15 protein-coding genes are annotated in these 19,483 nt (G+C 53.2%); all 15 read left to right on the top strand.

Annotated elements, in window-relative coordinates:
• Positions 1–3 precede the first annotated feature (3 nt).
• The 15 genes from DTL42_RS14605 (at position 4) to DTL42_RS14525 (ending at position 19,313) form a co-directional block, all read left to right on the top strand.
• The gene (locus tag DTL42_RS14605) at positions 4–768 is read left to right on the top strand and encodes a ComF family protein (protein ID WP_114369468.1); all 765 of its coding nucleotides are present in this window, start codon (positions 4–6) and stop codon (positions 766–768) included.
• Between the two features lie 218 nt (positions 769–986).
• Positions 987–1,946, top strand: a complete 960-nt coding sequence (locus tag DTL42_RS14600; RefSeq protein WP_114369467.1) for a DUF502 domain-containing protein — start codon at positions 987–989, stop codon at positions 1,944–1,946.
• A gap of 266 nt (positions 1,947–2,212) precedes the next feature.
• Positions 2,213–3,151: a hydroxymethylbilane synthase gene (gene hemC, locus DTL42_RS14590; protein ID WP_114369465.1), complete on the top strand. Its 939-nt coding sequence runs from the start codon at positions 2,213–2,215 to the stop codon at positions 3,149–3,151.
• A gap of 237 nt (positions 3,152–3,388) precedes the next feature.
• Positions 3,389–4,156, top strand: coding sequence for a flagellar hook-basal body protein (locus tag DTL42_RS14580; RefSeq protein WP_114369463.1), 768 nt, complete (start codon positions 3,389–3,391; stop codon positions 4,154–4,156).
• Between the two features lie 54 nt (positions 4,157–4,210).
• Entirely contained in the window at positions 4,211–5,011 is an 801-nt protein-coding gene (flgG, locus tag DTL42_RS14575) for a flagellar basal-body rod protein FlgG (protein ID WP_114369462.1), read from the top strand.
• 17 nt (positions 5,012–5,028) lie between these two features.
• A complete protein-coding gene (flgA, locus tag DTL42_RS14570) occupies positions 5,029–5,931 on the top strand; it encodes a flagellar basal body P-ring formation chaperone FlgA (protein ID WP_114369461.1) in 903 nt (300 codons plus the stop codon).
• The gene (locus DTL42_RS14565) at positions 5,928–6,629 is read left to right on the top strand and encodes a flagellar basal body L-ring protein FlgH (RefSeq protein WP_114369460.1); all 702 of its coding nucleotides are present in this window, start codon (positions 5,928–5,930) and stop codon (positions 6,627–6,629) included. Before flgA ends, DTL42_RS14565 begins: the two co-directional genes overlap by 4 nt.
• Positions 6,630–6,680: 51 nt before the next feature.
• The gene (locus DTL42_RS14560; RefSeq protein ID WP_114369459.1) at positions 6,681–7,814 is read left to right on the top strand and encodes a flagellar basal body P-ring protein FlgI; all 1,134 of its coding nucleotides are present in this window, start codon (positions 6,681–6,683) and stop codon (positions 7,812–7,814) included.
• A gap of 34 nt (positions 7,815–7,848) precedes the next feature.
• The gene (locus tag DTL42_RS14555) at positions 7,849–8,274 is read left to right on the top strand and encodes a rod-binding protein (RefSeq protein ID WP_114369458.1); all 426 of its coding nucleotides are present in this window, start codon (positions 7,849–7,851) and stop codon (positions 8,272–8,274) included.
• Positions 8,275–8,316: 42 nt separating this feature from the next.
• Positions 8,317–8,850, top strand: coding sequence for a flagellar export chaperone FlgN (flgN, locus tag DTL42_RS14550; protein ID WP_114369457.1), 534 nt, complete (start codon positions 8,317–8,319; stop codon positions 8,848–8,850).
• Positions 8,851–8,888: 38 nt separating this feature from the next.
• Complete coding sequence (gene flgK, locus DTL42_RS14545; RefSeq protein ID WP_114369456.1) at positions 8,889–10,589, top strand: flagellar hook-associated protein FlgK; 1,701 nt, start codon at positions 8,889–8,891, stop codon at positions 10,587–10,589.
• 69 nt (positions 10,590–10,658) lie between these two features.
• Positions 10,659–14,402, top strand: coding sequence for a flagellar hook-associated protein FlgL (flgL, locus tag DTL42_RS14540; RefSeq protein WP_114369455.1), 3,744 nt, complete (start codon positions 10,659–10,661; stop codon positions 14,400–14,402).
• A 118-nt stretch (positions 14,403–14,520) separates the two neighbouring features.
• Positions 14,521–14,961 (top strand): flagellar assembly protein FliW, encoded by a 441-nt coding sequence (gene fliW, locus DTL42_RS14535; protein ID WP_114369454.1) that lies wholly within the window; start codon positions 14,521–14,523, stop codon positions 14,959–14,961.
• A 211-nt stretch (positions 14,962–15,172) separates the two neighbouring features.
• Complete coding sequence (csrA, locus tag DTL42_RS14530) at positions 15,173–15,397, top strand: carbon storage regulator CsrA (RefSeq protein ID WP_105355483.1); 225 nt, start codon at positions 15,173–15,175, stop codon at positions 15,395–15,397.
• A gap of 685 nt (positions 15,398–16,082) precedes the next feature.
• Positions 16,083–19,313 carry a flagellin gene (locus DTL42_RS14525; RefSeq protein WP_114369453.1) on the top strand — a complete coding sequence of 1,077 codons (3,231 nt, stop codon included), beginning with the start codon at positions 16,083–16,085 and terminating at the stop codon, positions 19,311–19,313.
• Positions 19,314–19,483: the final 170 nt, after the last annotated feature.

Raw genomic sequence — 19,483 nt, 5'->3', positions numbered from 1 at the left:
TCAATGCGAACTTCTTTCCTACGACAAGCCTCGCAGACGGTTCGTCGCGTCGGTCGCGACTTGCTAGAGATTCTGCTCCCAGGGGCTTGTTGCCTGTGCCAGGGCGAAGTGTCCAACTATCGACACCCGTATGTTCTTTGCGATCGATGCCAGCTGGAGCTTCCCCAGTGGCGTAAATGTGTTCGCTGTTCGGCGGTACTCGCTCACGCGAACGAGCTCTCGTCTGAGAACTGTCCGGCATGCCACCACCTGTCTCTTCCGTTTGAGAGCATCACGGCCGTAGGAAACTACGAAGGTGCGCTAGGAGAAGCGATCCTCAACTCCAAGACCAGCCGTGGAGCCGCTAGTGCGTGGGACTTGGGGCAGCTACTTGCTCAACAACTGCCCACGGACTGGTCGCCAGAGCCAATGGTTGTTGCCGTGCCGATGCACTGGACGCGCCGCATTCGTCGCGGCATGAGCTCTGCTGCGGTCATCGCACAATCTTTAGCAGCCTACAAGAATTGGAAAAGCGAAAAGCTGGTCGCCTGCCATCGCCGTCTGGCCAAGCAAAGCGAGCTTTCTTTCACGGCTCGCAAGAGGAACGTGCAAGGCGCGTTTCAAGTAGTCGGGGCACTTGCCACCGATCAACCGATTCTGCTGGTCGACGATATTTTAACGACTGGATCGACGTTATCGGAACTGGCAAAAACGCTGCGACGAGCAGGAGCAGCGGCTATCCATGTTGCCGTGGTGGCTCGGTCTACTGGGGCGTTCTCTGACGTTTAAGAGACCTTTACCAGCAAATTTCAAAAAAATGAAACCGATTTGACTGTTTTCTCCGCGTACTAAAAATCGAAGCAAGAAGGAACGGCATGGAAGCAAGCTGCGTTGCCGCAAGAGACAACGTGATGACTTCCCCCACAAAATGGGGTGCTGCCATGGATGGTGTTCCCTCGACGTAACGGTCGGTTTTCCTAATACGCGACGAAGAGACGCTCACATCCATGGCCAAAGAACTCTCGAATACCAACCCGCCGCCAATAAACGGGTTTCATAGTTTTCGCCGTGCGGTCTTACGTGGTCTGGCGATTGCAGCTCCTCCGTTGCTGACCATCGTGATCTTCATTTGGATTTTTGCAACAATCCAAAACTATATTTTGGTTCCTATAGAAACGACCGCGCGCACAGCAATTGTGTGGTTCATTCAGGACATCCACCGCGACCTACCAGGTGCGGCGCCAGAAGATGTAACAACGACTTACGATTCGACCGTATATCACAAAACGGTAAATGGGCAGTGGGTACCAGCAAAAATTTACAACGCGGTTTACAATAACCTGCACGATCAACTGATGCCGGTGACCGGCTACGGTGTCTACGAGCAGTACGTGCAGCAAACGTTTCTCAAGCGGAAGGTGACGATACCGTGTGTTTTGTCGGTATGCATTCTGGCGCTTTACTTCGCTGGCAAATTTCTCGCTGGCGGTCTCGGTAGAATTCTTTGGAATGCCTCAGAGCACCAGATCATGAACCGCTTGCCGATTATTCGCAACGTTTATGGCTCGGTGAAGCAAGTTACCGACTTCCTCCTGAACGAGCAGGAGATTCAATTTACCCGCGTTGTCGCCGTGGAATACCCGCGAAAAGGGATGTGGTCGCTAGGTTTCGTCACAAGCGAAAGCCTGCTCGATATTCAAGATAAAGCAGGCGAGCCCGTGGTTACGGTGCTGATACCGACCTCTCCGATGCCTGCGACCGGATTTACGGTCAATGCGAAAAAAAGCGAAACGATTGAATTAAACATTACGCTCGATCAAGCCTTTCAATTTATTGTTAGCTGTGGAGTGGTGGTTCCTCCACACCAAAATACGCAAGGGTCGCCCGTCGCGGGCCAAATTCAGGCCCGGCTAAAAAAACAGGAAAAGGAATCAAACGACACCGATCTCCACTCGGAAAACGGCTGAACCTTTACTACAGCGAATGTTTTTCAAACATCGCTTTCGCGGAATGTACATCTTTGTTGATTACCCCAACTCCCCGAATAACAATTTCTTATGTATGCTAATGAGCGAGCTCAGGTCATTAGCTTAGCTTATTGGAAGCTAGATTTCATATTTGACCCTGAGCCCTTCGGCAATTTGTCTTTTTCTTCACTAACCATCCCAATCCTGTGTAAGAAAAAAGACCTCCATCTCGTCCTGCCTTTGATCCATGGAACGAAATTGCACGCATGAACGGTGAGCCTCTCCGCATTGGTACGCGCAGCAGTCCTTTAGCCCTTTGGCAGGCAACTTGGGTCGCCCAGGAATTACGCCAGAGTGGCCAGCCCGTCGAGATCGTGCATGTTTCGACCACCGGCGACGTAACCACCGGTCCGCTCGGCGAGATTGGTGGCCAAGGGCTCTTCACCAAAGAGATCCAAGCGGCGCTGTTGGATAACCGCGTAGATATCGCGGTCCACAGCCTGAAAGACCTCCCGACAGAGCAAACGCCAGGGCTCGCTTTAGCAGCCGTACCGGTACGGGAAGCGTGTGGCGATGTCTTGGTTTCGCGCGGCGGTTTTCATGTCGATACATTGCCCCATGGTGCTATCATTGGTACCGGCAGCGTCCGACGACGCGCTCAACTGCTGCACGTCCGCTCTGATCTCGATATCCGTGATATTCGCGGAAACGTAGAGACTCGTTTGCGAAAAATGGACGAGGGTGAATACGATGCAATCGTCCTCGCTGAAGCCGGACTGCGGCGTTTGGAAATGGCTGAACGCATTGTCCATGTGATGGACAAACGAATCATGCTGCCGGCTGTAGGCCAAGGTGCCCTCGGCATCGAAGTCCGCGAAAAAGATCACCGGGCACGGCAAGCAGTCAGTGTGCTGCATCACCCCGATAGCTATCACTGCGTTCAGGCGGAACGCAGACTCTTAGCGGAACTACGTGGTGGGTGTCTTGCTCCTGTGGGTGCTTGGGGACGCATTGAAGTCGAGCGCAACCTCCTTCACTTGGACGGCATCGTCATCAGTGGCGATGGCGTGCAAAAGATCTCGGCTTATGCCTGCGGTCCGCCTGAGAAAGCGGAAGAGATTGGCCGCCAAGTTGCTTCGCAGTTGATCATTCAAGGCGCTCAACGCATTATTAGCTACGCGCGGAACACCGGCGGACGCGGTTAATACGTCCTGCTATCGCAATCTTTGCCGACCTCACCCGGCACCTTTTTCCGGTTGCCGGGTGAGAGGAAATTCTTACCGGCTTGCCAGCACTTGATGCTATCAGCACGATAACTCTTTTGTCTGTCGGCACTTGGCGATCTCTTGATATTTTCTTTGCGGTGTTGTCTCTCTTTGGCACACCGATTGCCATGGTAAGTGAGCGTGTCCGGGGGGGCATGTTTCAACCAATCGTTTGCCATGGTTTACGGCCTATACATTTCGGCGGAAGGAGCCCAAGCTCAGTCGCGACGACTCGAGGTGATCTCGAATAACCTCGCGAACGTCGATACGCCTGGGTTCAAAAACGAATTCGCGATCCTCGAAGCACGCGATTCGGAAGCCATCAATCAATACCTCGACTCACCTGGTTCGGGCAGCATCAACAACATCGGCGGCGGGGTGATGGTTCGCGAGACGGCCACGAATTTCAATCGTGGCCCGATCACTCCGACCGGCAACCCAGCTGATATCGCGATCCGAGGCGAAGGTTACTTTCAGGTTCTCAACGATGGTCAGGTCTTACTGACGCGTGCTGGGAACTTCATGTTCATGCCCGATGGCAGCTTGACCACGCAAGAAGGTTTTCCTGTCCTAGGCAGCGATGGCACACCGGTTCAAGTCAATCCGGAAGCCAAGGCCGTTCACGTCGGCAACTACTTCAACGAACGCGGCGAAGTTGTCATTGGTGGCGACATTATTCCTTTGGGAATTGCCAAGCCAACCTCGAATGCCGACCTGGTGAAGTTCGGTCAGAACTTTTTCCGCTCCATGGGAGCAGCCGGCCAAATTCCAGACGAAGATCGCTTGGCGGCTCCTGGCATGCTGGAACGATCGTCGGCCAACTCGATTACCGAGATGATGTCCATGATCGAAACGACGCGTGCCTACGAATCCAACATCAGCATGATCAAAACCCAGGACGAGACGCTTGGCAACTTGCTAAGCCGCGTCTTACGACAGAACTAAACTCCCCCCTTCGCATACGAAATAGCGAACCAACGGCGAACAAGGAAGTAAGCCATGAGCGTTCAAACCCTTTACACCGCAGCCACCGGCATGCAGTCGATGCAGACAAAGCTCGACGTGATTGCCAATAATCTGGCCAATGTGAACACGAACGGCTTCAAGAAGGATCGTGCCAACTTTGAAGATCTCTTCTACGATCACATCACCCTGCCAGGCAACCGGGACGCTGCCGGTAACCTAACCCCCACCGGTACCGAAGTAGGTCTGGGGGTTCGCGTTTCCAGTACGCAAACCGACTATACCCAAGGGGCATTCATCTCAACCGATCGAGAGCTCGATCTGCTGATTGAAGGAGAAGGTTTCTTTCAGTTGAGCGATCCAAGTGGTGAGATCGTTTATTCGCGAGCAGGGAATTTTGCCGTCAATTCCAACGGCCAAGTCGTGCAAGGCTCGGCCTCGATCGGACGCCCCATTCAGCCCGCGATCACGATTCCTCAAGATGCGACCGCCATTGAAGTCAGCACCGATGGCATCGTATCGGTTCGCCAGCCTGGTTCCAACACGCTGAACGAAGTTGGCCAGATTCAGTTGGCAACGTTCATCAACCCTGAAGGCTTGATCAAGTTGGGTGACGGACTTTTCGCCGAAACGGCTTCCTCCAGTGCTCCTATTACGGCGAACCCGCAAACCAACGGCTTGGGTACTATTCGCAAAGGCATGCTGGAAGCCTCGAACGTCGAACCTGTTCAAGAGCTAATCGATCTGATCACCACGCAGCGATCGTTTGAATTGAACTCGCAAACCGTTCAAGCCGGCGACCAGATTCTGCAACTGATCTCGAACTTGCGTCGATAGGATTTAACAAAAGCGTTATGAAAATCGCTCATTCAATTCGATTCACCTTGGCCGTCTTGGTCAGCTTTGCTCTGGCAGCGGTAGCTCACGCTGAAAGCGGCAAGGTCACGCTGAAAACAGCGGCGATGATTTCCGGGCCGATTACTTGCCTTGGAGAAATCGCGGTAATCGATGTTGCCGATCCAGTTCTGCGAGAACAACTGCTCAAGCTGCATCTATCACCCGCCCCGACCGTAGGCCAGTCTACCTATCTGACAATCAACGACATCCGTTCAATCTTGGCAGCCCGTGGTTATTCGGCGCAACAAATTGCCGTTTCCGGTTCAAGCCGAGTACGACTTGAAGCGGTAGTCACCCCAGTAAAAGCAACGACCGACGAAGCCCCCGCTCGCTCACTACCGCGACGGACCTTTGGAGGACAGGTGCTTTCCTCGCCGAGAGAGCAAGAGGTCATCACGGTGGCGCACGTCGTGCGGAATGTTCGTCGTGGTGAAATTATTCAGCCCGATGATGTTGAAATGCGAGAGCTTTCGGTCATTCGTCGCGAAGATAGCTACCCCGAGAACTTAACAAGCGTGATTGGCAAAGAGGCTGCTCGCGGTATCTCTGCCGATCGTCCCATCGCCTCCAAAGACGTTCGCGAGCCTGTCATTGTGCGTCGCAACGAGGCCGTCACCATTTTGGCACGGGCTGGCAACATCATCGTGCGTCGCGAAATGTTGGCCCTAAACGATGCCGGCAAAGGGGAACTTGTCGAAGTTCAACCGATCACTCCGCAAACTTATGGCCGCGCTCGCGAATCGGAACGCTTTCAAGCTCAAGTCGTTGGGCCCGGCGAAGCCGTTGTGCTAACCGGTTACACGAAGGTTCATCCTTCACCAGCCGTTCACCCTATCGCCCCCCAGGGAGCCCGTCGATGAAAACGTTTCTTACCTTGCTGACATCGATTGCCTTGACCCTAATTGCCGCAATGGCGTTCGGTCAACAAAGTGGTCCCGTTTCCAGCTTGTCGCAACGAAACATGCCACAACTGCCAGGCTCTGACGGCGTCCCTTACAACGCTACCACGAAGAACATGAACTGGTTCTATCGTGAGTTGCCGCCACCACGCAAGGTTCAAGTTCACGACTTGATTCATATCCGAGTCGATGAACGTGCGCAGACTTTTTCCGATGGCGAGTTCAACACACGTAAGAGCGGCCAATACACGGCCATCCTCAAAGATTGGTTGAAGCTAGACGGTCTCGATGGCGTGACACCTGCCCCCCAGCCTAATGGCGACCCGGCAATTGCTGGCACGCTGACCAACCGTCTTCAATCGCAAGCCGAAATGGAAACGAACGAATCTCTCAAGTTCACCATTGCTTCGGAAGTCCAAGAGATCTTGCCGAACGGCACCTTGAAGCTGGAAGCAAGTAAGACCATTCAAGTGAATGATGAAGTTTGGGTTTATCACCTTCGCGGAATTTGCCGGACGGAAGACATCAACCCCAACAACACCGTGCTCAGCGAACAACTAGCCGAGCTTTCGATTACCAAGGAAGAAAAGGGAGCGATTCGCAACGCCTACAGCCGGGGCTGGCTGCTGCAGTTGTGGGATAGCGTCCACTGGTTCTAGTCGTCGTTCCCTTTGTTCACCGTTCATGCCCAACCCATCGAAGTGACTTCCATGATTTCAACAATTCGACAACTCGTACTACTGATCGTCTGCGGGCTGATCCTGATTGGTGGGCAAACCGTGGAAGCCCAGGTTACTCAAGCTCAGTACAGCTCGATCGATTCGCAGCGGTTCCAAATCAATCGCCCACTGTCGGATTTCGTGCGAGTGAAGGGGCAAGAGGGCAACTACTTGCAAGGGATTGGCTTGGTGGTTGGCTTGAAGGGAACTGGCGATACCAACCTTTCCCCAACGCACCGTGCCTTGTCGTTGATGCTCAAATATCTCGGCAGTAATTCGGGTGAAGGCCCCGATGGCGAATACCTGCCGGAAGCGTTGAAGAATGTAAAAAACACAGCCCTGGTTTTGGTGCGGGCCAATGTTCCTGCTGAAGGGGCCGAAGAAGGGGATCACATCGACTGCGAAGTCAGTGCACTTTCCGCGAAAAGCCTGGAAGGTGGCACGCTGGCCATCTCGACCTTGCAAGGTCCAAACCCACACGACAAAACCGTTTGGGCGATCGCCAGCGGTCCGGTCAAACTGGCCAACGACGACATCCCGACGCGGGGGCATGTCATGAAAGGTTGCCGTTTTGAACGCACCATCCGCAACCCATTTGTCACTGCGGACGGCAAGATCTTCTTGGTAATAAAAGATGGCCACAAAGACTTTCGGATGGCCCAGGAAATTGTGTTCGGCGTGAATAACCTCGAACAAAACGTTAGCCGGGGCACCAGTGGCCAAATCGCCAAAGCGATCGATCAGAAAACGATCGAGGTCTCCGTTCCCCCTCAATACAGAGACGAGCCGGTCTACTTCATCTCGATTTTGATGGAGACGCCGATCGTCGATAGCCTGCTGAACAACAAGGTAGTAATTAACAAACAGCAAGGCCTGATTGTGATCGGCAGCGATGTCGAGATTGGCCCGGTGGTGATCAACCATAACGGAATCAAGGTCGAAACAACCGATCCGGAGGCTTCGAAGTTTGTGACGGTCGATTCCCAAAAGTCGTACGCTACCCGTTTAAAAGATCTGGAAGACGCGCTCACAACTTTGAAAGTGCCGGCTGGCGACATCATTACGATTGTCGAAGCCTTGCATCACCAAGGCAAAGTTTACGGCGACCTGGTCTACGTCAACTAAGTTCTTCCCGAAGATTTTACCGAGCAGAGTCACTATGAACGTCAACAGCATCACCCCGAACGCAAACTCCGCCGCTCCGCAAAGCGAGCTGCGTGATCGCTTCGACCAGTTCGTCGGTGAATCGTTGTTCGGGCAAATGCTGCAAAGCATGCGAAAGTCTCTGGGCAAACCAGCTTACTTTCATGGTGGCCGGGCTGAAGAAGTTTTCCAATCACAGCTCGATCAACTATTGGTCGAAAAGATCTCGGATGCCAGTTCCGAGCAGATCACCGAACCAATGTATGAACTGTTCGCCGCCAACATGGGTCAACGCCACGATGCTTCACAGCTAACCGACTTCGTCAACGAGCAAGAAGCTCAAGATGCTATCGGTCAGCTAGACAACCTGCAACGACAAACGCAGTCGCAAGACAGCCAGACCGATTCGACGATTATGTCGCGATTGGATCTTTCCATTTAATTTCGATTACTACCCACTCCCAACCAGTGGTTTGTTACTGCTATGACTTCCTCGATATCCGCCACCGCAGAACTAAACGCACCCCGGGGACTCGATCTTGAAAACGAGACCGCTGTCTTTCTGCAAGAACTTTCGAATGTTCAAGCCGACTTGCTCAACGTGCTGCACCGCAAACGCGAGCAAATGGTTGCCAACGACATCGCAGGCATGCAGGAAACCATGAATGGCGAACAGGCCCTGCTCGACCGCCTAGAGCAACTGCGTGATTCGCGTCAAGCGTTGCTCGAAAATGCCAAAGGGAAGGGGCTGCCAGCAGATAGCTTGCAGTCACTGGCCAAAGCACTCGAAAACGACAACTCTCAGGCCGACGGTCTGACGCAAAAGACGCACACAGCAAGAGATGCAATGCGTCATATTCAAAACGAGACGCTTGCCAACTTTGTGCTAGCACAACAAACCGTATTACATCTTTCCCAATTGCTACAAATCATTGCAACCGGCGGAAAGATTAAACCGACATATGAAGCGGAGAATGCCTCGAACCAGGGTGGAACCCTGATGGATCAGGATGCGTGAGTCGCCACAACACGACTTACCTAACGAGGTAAACAGGGATGTCTTTATTTAGTTCACTCCAACAAGCCAGCAATGCCTTGAATGCAGCCCAGATTGGGCTTCAAGTCACTGGCAACAATATCGCCAACGTCAACACGCCTGACTATCTAAGGCAGCGGGTGATCTATACCCCTGCGCCGACGCAGGCGATTGGCAATCTTCGTCTAGGCTTGGGCGTCCAAGTCGAGGCAATCGTTCAGCAGGTCGACCAGTTTCTGGAAGAACGGCTACGTGGTTCTCGAAGCGACCTGGCCAAAGGGGAAGCCCAGGAAAACACCTACACGCAGTTAGATGCCTTGATTGGGGAACTGAGCGATACCGATATCAGCACGTCCCTCAATAACTTCTTTGGTTCGATCAACGACATCCTTAACCAACCAGAAGACCTGGGCGTTCGCAACTTGACAATCCTGCGAGGCGAAACGCTAGCAGACGACATCAAGCGGCTGTACGAACGCGTACAACAAGTTCAGTCCGATACCGACGACCGCATTCGAGACACGGCAGGCGATATCAACGGCCTGCTGACCGACATCGCCGATCTGAATGAAAAGATCGTCAACATGGAAGGGGGCGTTACGAAAAGCGACGCCGTCGGCCTGCGAGATCAGCGGCAACAAAAGCTAACCGCCCTTTCCGAGCTAATCGGCGTGAAAGCAGTCGAACAACCCAACGGATCGATGTCGGTTTTTGCTGGAGGCGAATACCTGGTTACCGATGGGCTTTCCCGCGAGGTCATTGCCGACGAGGAGATTCGCGATGGCTACTCCTTCACCGAGGTGAAAATCGCGGACTTCGATTCCCCTATCCAAACCGACACCGGCAAGTTGGCTGGCTTAGTCAATTCACGCGATAACATTCTCGGTGACTTCCTCGGACAACTCGATGATTTCGCGAAGTCGTTCGTCTTCGAATTCAATAAGGTATTCAGCAGCGGTCAGGGGCTTACCGGCTATAAGTCTTTGGAGGCAGAACACCTTGTCGACTCGGGGCAAGTCGGCTCACCCCTCGATCAAGCAGGGCTTGCGTTCACGCCTGAGAATGGTTCGTTTCAAGTCAAACTGCTCAATCGCCAAACGGGGATTACCGAAACGCACGAAATCTTCGTCCAACTTAACGGCACCAACGACGATACTTCGCTGGAAGACTTGCGGGCCGAACTCGACAACATCGACGGGCTAACGGCTTCCATCTCGCTGGATGGCCAGCTTTCCATCGAAGCCGATCAACCCAATGTAGAGTTTGCTTTCGCAGACGATACCAGTGGCGCGTTAGCGGCCTTAGGAATCGGCACGTTTTTTACCGGCTCGTCTGCGTTAGATATCGGAGTAAATTCCGCAGTCAGCGACGATCCTTCGAAATTCGCCGCCAGCCGATCTGGCATCGGTAAAGACACCGATAACGCGGTTGCGTTAGCCTCGTTTTCCGATCGCAAACTCGATTCCTTTGCGGGGACATCGATCGCTTCGTTTTACAAAGACATGGTAGGAAACGTCGCCCAATCCGCGGCCGTCACGAAAGGAATCACCGAAGGATTCCGTACGTTTAAAGACACCCTCGAAGCACAAAAGATGGGGGTTAGCGGTGTGAACCTGGATGAAGAAGCGGTGCGTATGATCACATTCCAGAGACAATTCCAAGCCTCGTCGCGCATGATTTCCACACTCGACGACCTTTTAGAGATTTTGGTCAACCTGTAAGGCAGGCCTTACGCGGCACTTCCTTGAACCTGGGCTTCGGCCTCGCCTTGCCGCGATGGATAAACGAACATGACACGTATCATTCCGGTTCCGTCTGGTCGAACAAGCGACTACTTGTTGTCGCAACGTTTGACGAACCAAATGTCCGCCGATCAGCTCGACTTACTGCGTTTACAAACGCAGATAACTACGGGGCGTCGTATACTTTCTTTAAGCGATGATGCTCCGGCGGCAATTCGCGGCTTAACTCTGCAGTCGTTGTTAGAACAAAAAACGCAGATTCAAACCAACCTCACCACGAGCCAATCGTACTTGGCGGCTACCGACGTCGCTTTAGCCAACGCCTCTAACACACTTAATGAAATGAGCGGACTGGCCGTTCGTTTAAGCGATACCACTTTCTCCGATTCGGAACTGGCCGCCGCTGGCGAACAGTTGGAGCGCGCGATCCAACAAATGATGGATCTCGCCAATCAGCAGTTCCGCGGACGCTACCTCTTCTCAGGCTCAAACACCACCACGATTCCCTTTCAGGAACTCGATAACGGGCTAATTCAATACTCAGGCAACACCACCGGGCTGCAAAGCTTTGCGGACATCGACCTCCTGTTCGATACCACCGTTAATGGACACGATGCCTTTGGAGCGATCAGTCAAGAATTCAAAGGGCTGAACGATCTTAATCCGATCGTTACCTCATCAACCAAACTCACTGATTTGCGTGGTGGAAAGGGAATCGAAAAAGGTAGCTTTCAGATCTCCGATGGCATCTCGCCTGCGGTTACGATCGACATCTCCAAAGCGAACACACTGGGGGATGTGGCCAAGCTGATTGAGGCCAATCCACCAGCAGGACGCAAAGTCACTGCGCGCGTTAGTGACACAGGCCTGATTGTCGATATCGATGATGCAGGCGGAGGCAACTTGACAATTCGTGAGTTAGGAGGAAGTCGTGTTGCGGCTCAGCTTGGTATTCTCGATACCGATGGCAACCTTACCAATCCGATCGTTGGTATCGATCTGAATCCAAGGATTACACTTACCACTAAAGTCGCCAACTTGCTAGGAACGCGTGCAAACGCCGTGATTGAGTATCCCGGCGAGAACAACGACATCCTCGTCAAAGCCAACGACAACGGCGAATCGCTTAACGGAGTCAAGATTCATCTGGTTGATGACAACCAGTTGAAAGCCGGATCTGGCATCACTCGCGGCAACGAGATCGTCAATAAAGGGACCGATCTTCTACGTCCCCAAACGACGTTGAATCTCGCGGGCGTCGATAACAATCTGCTGCTTACGGCCAATTCCACCGATGGCAGTCTGGATGGGGTCCGAATTGTCTTAGACGCTTCGAACGACATCGGGGATTCTGCCATTATCGGTCCCACGACGTTGGTCGATGGTATTCCCACAATCACCGTTCAGATCGATGACAGCGACGAGACAACACTTCAGTCACTCGCCAATGCGTTTGCCACGGACGGCCGCTTTGCCATCAGCAGTGACCCAAGTTCGGGGGAAGGCTTTGATCCGGCCAGCATCATTGCGTCTTCAAACGATGGGCGTATTTCCACGACGAGTGTCACCACCCATGCCGTCAAAGCCAGGGCTTCACTTCCTTTCATCGGTGGCGGAAACGATCTCACGCTGATCGCGAATCAAGCTGGCGATCTATTCAATAACGTCGAGATTGTCGTTGATTCGTCGAGCGATCTGGGCGATGCCGCTACGGCGACTTATAGCGACAACGGTTCCACCCGCCGTTTGACGATTCAAATCGACGACACGAGCGAAACCTCGCTGCAATCGGTTATCAATGCGATTGCAGCGGAAGGGACCTTCTCGGTTACCTATGACAATGGAAACGGCGAGTCGTTTAACCTAGCAGCGGCAATACCAAGTACCAGTGCCGGAACGATTGGCAACACCGGCAACACAGGTGGCAGTGCCGATTCGTACTATGTGCAAGTTGCCTCCGGAACGACCACGGCAGACGACCTTCTGCGTGCGTTAAACAACCACACCGAGTTCGCAGAAAATTTCACCGCCACAATAGACCCCAAAGATACCACCGCTGAGTTTCTTGCTGGCAGTGGTGCGGTCAGCACTACGGTTATCGGAGAAACCAGTGGCGGCTCCGGTGTGGTCTTCGATGCCGAGTCTGGCGTACAGGTTCAAAATGGGGAGGAAACCACGGTTCTGACGTTCGAGAACGTCGAAACAGTGGAAGACCTGCTCAACGTATTCAACCGCAGCGGGGTAGGTGTGGTTGCCGAAATTAATGCTTCCGGCAACGGGATCAATGTCCGTTCAAATATCAGTGGTGGCAACTTCTCGATCGGAGAAAACGGCGGAAGCACGGCGACTCAGTTAGGTCTTCGTAGCTTTAGTAACGACACCGTACTTACCGACCTAAACTTCGGGATTGGCGTGCGAGGCACCGACGGAACCGATCTTACCATCACCCGCAACGACGGCGTCGAACTAGAGATCGACTTGGCCACTGCGAAGACGGTAGGGGATGTTTTGAACCTGATCAACAACCATCCTCAAAATCTAGATGGCAACAACGCACTCGTCGCTCGTCTCTCGGAATACGGAAACGGTATCGAATTAATCGACGACAATCCTGCGGGCTTTGGCAGGCTCAAGGTGTCTCAGGGTGTATTGAGCAGCGCTGGTGTTGACTTGGGCTTGATTCCAGCTGGCCAAACGGAAGCAACCGTATCAGATTCACCCGACGCCCAGCCTGCAACGGCGATTGTTAAGTTCGATCCTCCTAACAACGTAAACAACGCATTCAAGCTGACAGCGAATGCCCCTGGCACCAGCTATAACAATGTTCAAGTTGAGTTCGTCAACAGTTCCGCTAATGGCAATGAGGCATTGGTCACGTTCGACCAGGCGACTCAGAAACTAACCATTGACGTCGATCCAACTCTAACTTCTGCGAGCACGGTTATCGCGGCGATCAAAGCTGAGGGCACCTTTAACGCCGAACTATATTCGACGGAAGATGCCACCAACTCTGGCAGTGCTTTGATTACACAAACCGGAGTCTTGGCTACGACCAACGGCGGCACCCCTTTGGCAGACTCTGCTTCGGCCACTGCCGATGTCACTTTTGCTTCGCCAGATCACTTGAACACCGCGTTTACGATCGTGGCAAAAGATGCTGGTACGATTCGGAACGATGTCCGGATTATCTTCGACGACTCCCTTCCCAGCGGCGGAGTTCCGAGTGCGACATTCGCACCCGGCGCAAATACGCTCACCGTTAGGGTTGAGGCAGGCGTTACAACAACCAATCAGGTAGTCGCTGCGATCGACCAGGAAGGCAGTTTCGACGCCAAACTGCTCTTTACCACCGACGCCACCAACGACGGGTCGGGTATCGTCAACACGACCGGTACCGTGGGGACAACTTCAGGAGGAACGGCGGAAGTTCTTTCAGGAAGAAATGTCAACTCACTGGAAACGAAGGGCGTTTTCAACTCGCTGCTACGTTTGAAGGATGCAATTGCATCGAAAAACGTGGGTGAAATTTCGCGTGTCGCGGGGCTCATCAAAGACGATATCCAGCGGCTCAGCTTCACACGTGGCGAACTGGGGGCTCGCGATCAGCACGTAGATGTCCTGAAAGCCCGGGGCGAAGACGAGATTCTCGAACTTAAATCGAACCTCTCCCTGGAAGTCGATGTTGACATCATTCAAGCCCTCACTGATATGTCAGCTAAGCAAGCATCGTTTCAAGCTTCCCTTAAAACCGCTGGGCAGCTCTATCAATTGACGCTATTGGATTACATTTAGCGCGACTTTGACGATTTTGTGGATTCTTGGGATCGATTCGCCGATAGATAGAACAGGGCGTTTTCCATGCGTCCTTTATTAAATTAGCCGCACACGACGCGCAAGGACGCAACGGGCCATGGAATTTCAAACCACTCGATTTGGCAAGCTGAGCATTCGTCAGGATGAAACAATCGTCTTTCCGCAAGGATTGATCGGATTTGAACATCACACGAAATGGGCAATCTTAGCGGATGAATCGAACGATTCCGTAGGTTGGTTGCAATCGATGGATCAGGCAGATCTCGCATTTGCCGTCGTTAGTCCACGCCGCTATGTCCCCGGCTACAAAGTGCGAATCAGCCCCGAACAGGCGACTTCGCTCAAGCTGGATGCTGGGATGGAAACCTTCGTCCTGGTTATCGTTAGCCGCGAAAACAGCTTAATCTCCGTAAATTTACGGGCTCCGCTACTGGTCAATCTCTCTTTGCAATTGGGCCGTCAGGTCATTACGACCGACGAACAGCCTCTGCGACACGTCATTGCGACTGAAACAATCGCTCTGCGTCGCAGTGCGTGAACATTCGGACTTGCCGTCAGAACAGTATTCACGAATCGAAAATTGATTCCTGGTGTTCCAGCATCCGATACTCAACACGTCGAGTCATAGCAATGCACTGCTATCATTGCTGGCGAGCGACTGCATTCGTGTGGTCATTCGGGGCTGGACGGAATCTAGAAGCACCAATGCCCAATACCTTGATTGAAATAAAAGTAGGAAGGAGCCAGAGATGCTGGTACTCTCGAGGCACCGCGACGAAAGCATCATGATCGGCGATAACATTGTCATCACGATTGTAGACATTCGTGGAGACAAGGTTCGCTTGGGCATCGCAGCCCCGCAAGACATCCCGGTTCACCGCCAGGAAGTCTACGAAGCGATCAAACGGGAAAACATGCAAGCCTCTGGCGTGCAGCCCGATGATACCGCCATGATGAAGAAAAGCCGCAAGTAATAGCGGCTTAATCCCACGGAGGTCGAGCATCCAGCATTAGGCAGGACGACCTCCCGCACTTATCTCGCGTCTTATCTTCGTTTTTGCCTGGTCGCAATGCGTTTTACTGCGGCAAACCGTAGCCACTCCACGCCGTTTTTTCCCGGGGCGCAAACCTCGAACTCTACTCGCTTGATTCGTTTAGAATTCTAACCGTAGGTTCGTGCGCGAATTCTATCTAGGACGGCTAAAAACACCGTAAATTTACGGTTCTACCGCTGGCCCCAAGACCTCTTCTTCTCTCGTAGCATGGCCACAAGTGGTTCTGCCTCGCAAGCTCGATTGTAGGGCATTTTCTAACTATTCCGAATCGGCAAGCCGTGCAAGTCCCATGAACTCGATCATTAAGGAAAAAGGATTCCTTTATCTCAAGCTAGTGTCAAAGTGTGACGATCTTCCCATTTAGATGTTTCGGAATCCTCGAACAAGCTGCGCTGTCTGCATAGCTAGCTCAAAGGAAACGAAACGAAGGGGCAAGCCCAGATTGGCTACATGATTTGTAAGCCCGACGAGTGGCCCACTCAAAAAAGATAGTCGTTCGTTACCAATATTTCGGGGCTGCGTTTTGCAGCCGCACCAGCTGAGTCACGACTCCCCGTCTCGGTTGGCAACAAACGTAGTCCTCAACTAGGAGGGGTGTCCTAAAATGACCCGAATCAATACCAACGTCAGCTCTTTGGTTGCCCAGAATACTCTGGCGCGATCGAACAATGACCTCCAAACGGCTCTTGGTCGTTTGAGTACCGGTCTGCGTATCAACCGTGGTAAGGACGATCCCGCGGGTTTGATCGCAAGTGAATCGCTGCGAAGCGATATCACCAACGTGGAAAAGGCGATCACCAACAGTGAACGTGCGAACCAGTTGATTGCTACGGCCGACAGTGCCCTCGGCCAGGTTAGCCAGCTGCTTAATGACATCCGTGGCTTGATCTCAGAAGCCGCCAATACGGGTGCGTTGAGTGACGACCAAGTCGCTGCGAACCAGTTGCAGATCGACTCGTCGCTGGAAGCCATTGACCGTATCGCCCAAATCACTTCATTCCAAGGCAAGCGTCTACTCGACGGCAACTTGGACTTCATCACGCAGAACGTTGATTCGTCCTCGATCGAAGGTCTGCGAATTGATCAGGCGAACTTCGGTTCCTCCTCGGCGATTGGCGTGGAAGTCAACGTGGTGAAGCAAGCTACCCGTGGCCAACTCAACTACAACTTCGGTGCCATCGCCGAAGACGTCGTGCTGCAAATCGGCGGCGGCAACGGTACAGAAGCGTTCAACTTCGCCAAGGGTTCGACCATCGAAGAAGTTGCTTCCGCTGTGAACTTGGTTTCGGACGCCACCGGTGTGGAAGCCGTTCTCGAAACAGCCGCTACCAAGGGTACCTTTGTTGCTTCCAGTTACGGCGAAAACAACGATGTTCTCTTGACCGCCAACGAAGCCGGCTTTGAAGCGGGCGACGTTCGCATCAAGTACACCAAAGGTTCTTCGTCCACCACGACGGCAACCTACACAGCTCCGGTTGGTAGCGATCCGGCTCAGATCGAAGTCGCCCTAGGCGTGCAAGACTACGAAGCCGCCACCGTTACCGTCGACACGGCCGGCACGGACAACGACTTTACCATTACGGCGAAGCAGAAGGGGGCCGACTACAATGGTATTTCGGTCATCTTGGCCGATGGTGCTGCCGCCGGCTCGGAAGAAGTTGTTTACGACGCCGATGCAAAAACGCTAACAATTACCAAGAATGCCGCTTCGACTGCTGCCCAGGTCGTGGCCGCAGTCAACAATGCCGGCGCCTTCGACAACGAAGCCATTTCTGACTTGTTCACTGCTGCACTGGTTGAGCAAACTGGTGGTACAGGTGCGGGTGCAATTACTGCTACAGGTGCCTCGGGCACAACCGCAGACGGTGTCGATGGTGGTGCCATCATCGCAACCGCGAATGATGTCGTGACAGCGATTAACGCCGCAACGGGCAATAACAAGGTCACTGCCTCGCTGCAAGCCGGCAACAATGGCTACGGTGTTGTTTCGGAATTCACGGATGTCGCATACAGCGGCGTTGCTGAGCAAAACACGCTATTGCAGTTCCTTGCACCAGGCGAAAATCCTAATATCCGTTTTGTTTCCAATCCGGGTACCGGACTCAGCATCGATACGACCACGGATCCTAAGGTCGAAGACTTCTCAAGCACCGTTATTCAAAATGACGACGCCAACGGCAGCTTTGCAATTAAAGCGAAGCTGAAGGGAAGCGAATACGACGGCTATACCGTTTCCGTTGTTGACAATGCGAACGTCACGGGTGCGACCAACGAGTACGTTATCCTTGACAAAGAAAATAAGACGCTGACGATCAACATTGATGATACCGTTTCGACGGCTCAAGACATCATCGATGCCGTCAACAACGATGCCTACGTCAGTCAGTTCTTCGGAGCCGAGAATTTCGGTTCGAGCGACGGTTCGGATGCTGTGACGATCGCAGACCTGACCGTTCCTACCGGTGGTACATCCGGTGGCATCACTTCCGAGGGTACGCTGATCGTTAACCTGGAAACCGATGAAAACGGTATCGTCAAGACCACAGCGAACGACTTGATCGCCTTCTTTGACGATCCAAGCCAGTTCATCAGCGACCCCAGCGATGCAGCCGATGCCTTGGCCGAATTGACCACGCGAGGCATTAGCGTTACCAACTCTGGCGGAAGCGATGGTTCGGGCGTTCTTTCGGTCACCACCGAAGATATCACGTTCGCGACTAACGGCACCGATCTGCAAGACTCGCAGGCATCCGGCACCACGTTCGCGGTGAACGGCGAAAATGCTCAACTAACCTTCACTGCCGTTAGCACAGGTGCTGCGTACGACGACGTGACGATTCAATTCGTCAACGATGGTTCGGTTACCGGTGGTACCGATGAACGAGCCGAATATGATGCGGCCGCCAAGACACTGACCTTCTTTGTCGAAGAGGGCGTGACAACGGCAGCGGACATCGAGGACATTTTCACTTCCAGCGAATCGCAATACGACGCTGAGATCGCCGCATTGTTTACTGCCACTGCCGGCGGTACCGGTGCCGGCGTGGTCACCAGCGATGATACTGCGACCCTATCTGGCGGTGTTGTGGATAACGGTAGCGTTCAAGGTGCCAAGCTCCAAGGCAACTCCGACCTCGAAAACCTGGGACTCACCTTCCAGGCCACCGGCTACGGTACAGACAGCTTTGTCAGCGTCAAGGCTTTGAGCGGAACGTTCAACCTGACCAACGAAGCTGGTGCCTCGTCCGATCGTTCGGACGGTACCGACATCGATGTTCGCATCAACGGTATTCAAGCGGTTGGTGATGGTTTGCGAGCCTCGATCAACACCTCGTCGCTCGACATTAACTTCTCGCTGAGTGCCGATGTCGGCGATAACTCGAAGTTTGAGTTCCAAATTTCGGGCGGTGGTGCGTTGTTCCAACTTGGTCCTGACGTGGTCAGCAACCAGCAAGCTCGTCTCGGTATTCAAAGCGTCAGCACGGCGACTTTGGGTGGCGTGAACGGACGTTTGTTCGAGTTGCGATCTGGCGGTGCCAAGAGCCTAACCGCTGACGTGGGTGGTGCGGCCAGCATCGTCGACGAAGTGATTGGTGTGGTGACACAGCTTCGCGGTCGCTTGGGTGCATTCCAGAAAACGACTCTGGAATCGAATATCTACACCCTGAACGACACGTTGGCCAACCTGACCGACGCCGAAAGCTCGATCCGTGACGCTGACTTTGCAGCGGAATCGGCCAAGCTGACGCGTGCTCAGATTCTGGTCCAATCGGGTACTTCGGTGTTGGGTATCGCCAACCAGAACCCACAATCGGTTTTGAGTCTCCTCCGATAACGGAAACTCAATTCCTAAGCCTACGAAAAAACGCCCGGCCATTATTGGTCGGGCGTTTTTTGTGGAAAACAGCAGCCAGAAAAGTTTACCTAATCAGAAAAAGCATCCAGCCAGCCTTGTTTAGTAGTCGATAATTAAGATGACGCGGAGAACCTCTGGGACTACTGCGT

Origin of the sequence: Bremerella cremea (assembly GCF_003335505.1) — a bacterium.
In the GTDB taxonomy this organism is placed as follows: domain Bacteria; phylum Planctomycetota; class Planctomycetia; order Pirellulales; family Pirellulaceae; genus Bremerella; species Bremerella cremea_A.
The sequence above is the reverse complement of the archived record's forward strand: the minus strand, read 5'-3'. Positions and strand labels throughout refer to the sequence as shown.

What these genes read in the sequence shown, in the direction of transcription:
- DTL42_RS14605 (WP_114369468.1), top strand. Translation starts at nt 4, where the DNA reads ATGCGAACTTCTTTCCTACGACAAGCCTCGCAGACGGTTCGTCGCGTC.
- DTL42_RS14600 (WP_114369467.1), top strand. Translation starts at nt 987, where the DNA reads ATGGCCAAAGAACTCTCGAATACCAACCCGCCGCCAATAAACGGGTTT.
- hemC (WP_114369465.1), top strand. Translation starts at nt 2,213, where the DNA reads ATGAACGGTGAGCCTCTCCGCATTGGTACGCGCAGCAGTCCTTTAGCC.
- DTL42_RS14580 (WP_114369463.1), top strand. Translation starts at nt 3,389, where the DNA reads ATGGTTTACGGCCTATACATTTCGGCGGAAGGAGCCCAAGCTCAGTCG.
- flgG (WP_114369462.1), top strand. Translation starts at nt 4,211, where the DNA reads ATGAGCGTTCAAACCCTTTACACCGCAGCCACCGGCATGCAGTCGATG.
- flgA (WP_114369461.1), top strand. Translation starts at nt 5,029, where the DNA reads ATGAAAATCGCTCATTCAATTCGATTCACCTTGGCCGTCTTGGTCAGC.
- DTL42_RS14565 (WP_114369460.1), top strand. Translation starts at nt 5,928, where the DNA reads ATGAAAACGTTTCTTACCTTGCTGACATCGATTGCCTTGACCCTAATT.
- DTL42_RS14560 (WP_114369459.1), top strand. Translation starts at nt 6,681, where the DNA reads ATGATTTCAACAATTCGACAACTCGTACTACTGATCGTCTGCGGGCTG.
- DTL42_RS14555 (WP_114369458.1), top strand. Translation starts at nt 7,849, where the DNA reads ATGAACGTCAACAGCATCACCCCGAACGCAAACTCCGCCGCTCCGCAA.
- flgN (WP_114369457.1), top strand. Translation starts at nt 8,317, where the DNA reads ATGACTTCCTCGATATCCGCCACCGCAGAACTAAACGCACCCCGGGGA.
- flgK (WP_114369456.1), top strand. Translation starts at nt 8,889, where the DNA reads ATGTCTTTATTTAGTTCACTCCAACAAGCCAGCAATGCCTTGAATGCA.
- flgL (WP_114369455.1), top strand. Translation starts at nt 10,659, where the DNA reads ATGACACGTATCATTCCGGTTCCGTCTGGTCGAACAAGCGACTACTTG.
- fliW (WP_114369454.1), top strand. Translation starts at nt 14,521, where the DNA reads ATGGAATTTCAAACCACTCGATTTGGCAAGCTGAGCATTCGTCAGGAT.
- csrA (WP_105355483.1), top strand. Translation starts at nt 15,173, where the DNA reads ATGCTGGTACTCTCGAGGCACCGCGACGAAAGCATCATGATCGGCGAT.
- DTL42_RS14525 (WP_114369453.1), top strand. Translation starts at nt 16,083, where the DNA reads ATGACCCGAATCAATACCAACGTCAGCTCTTTGGTTGCCCAGAATACT.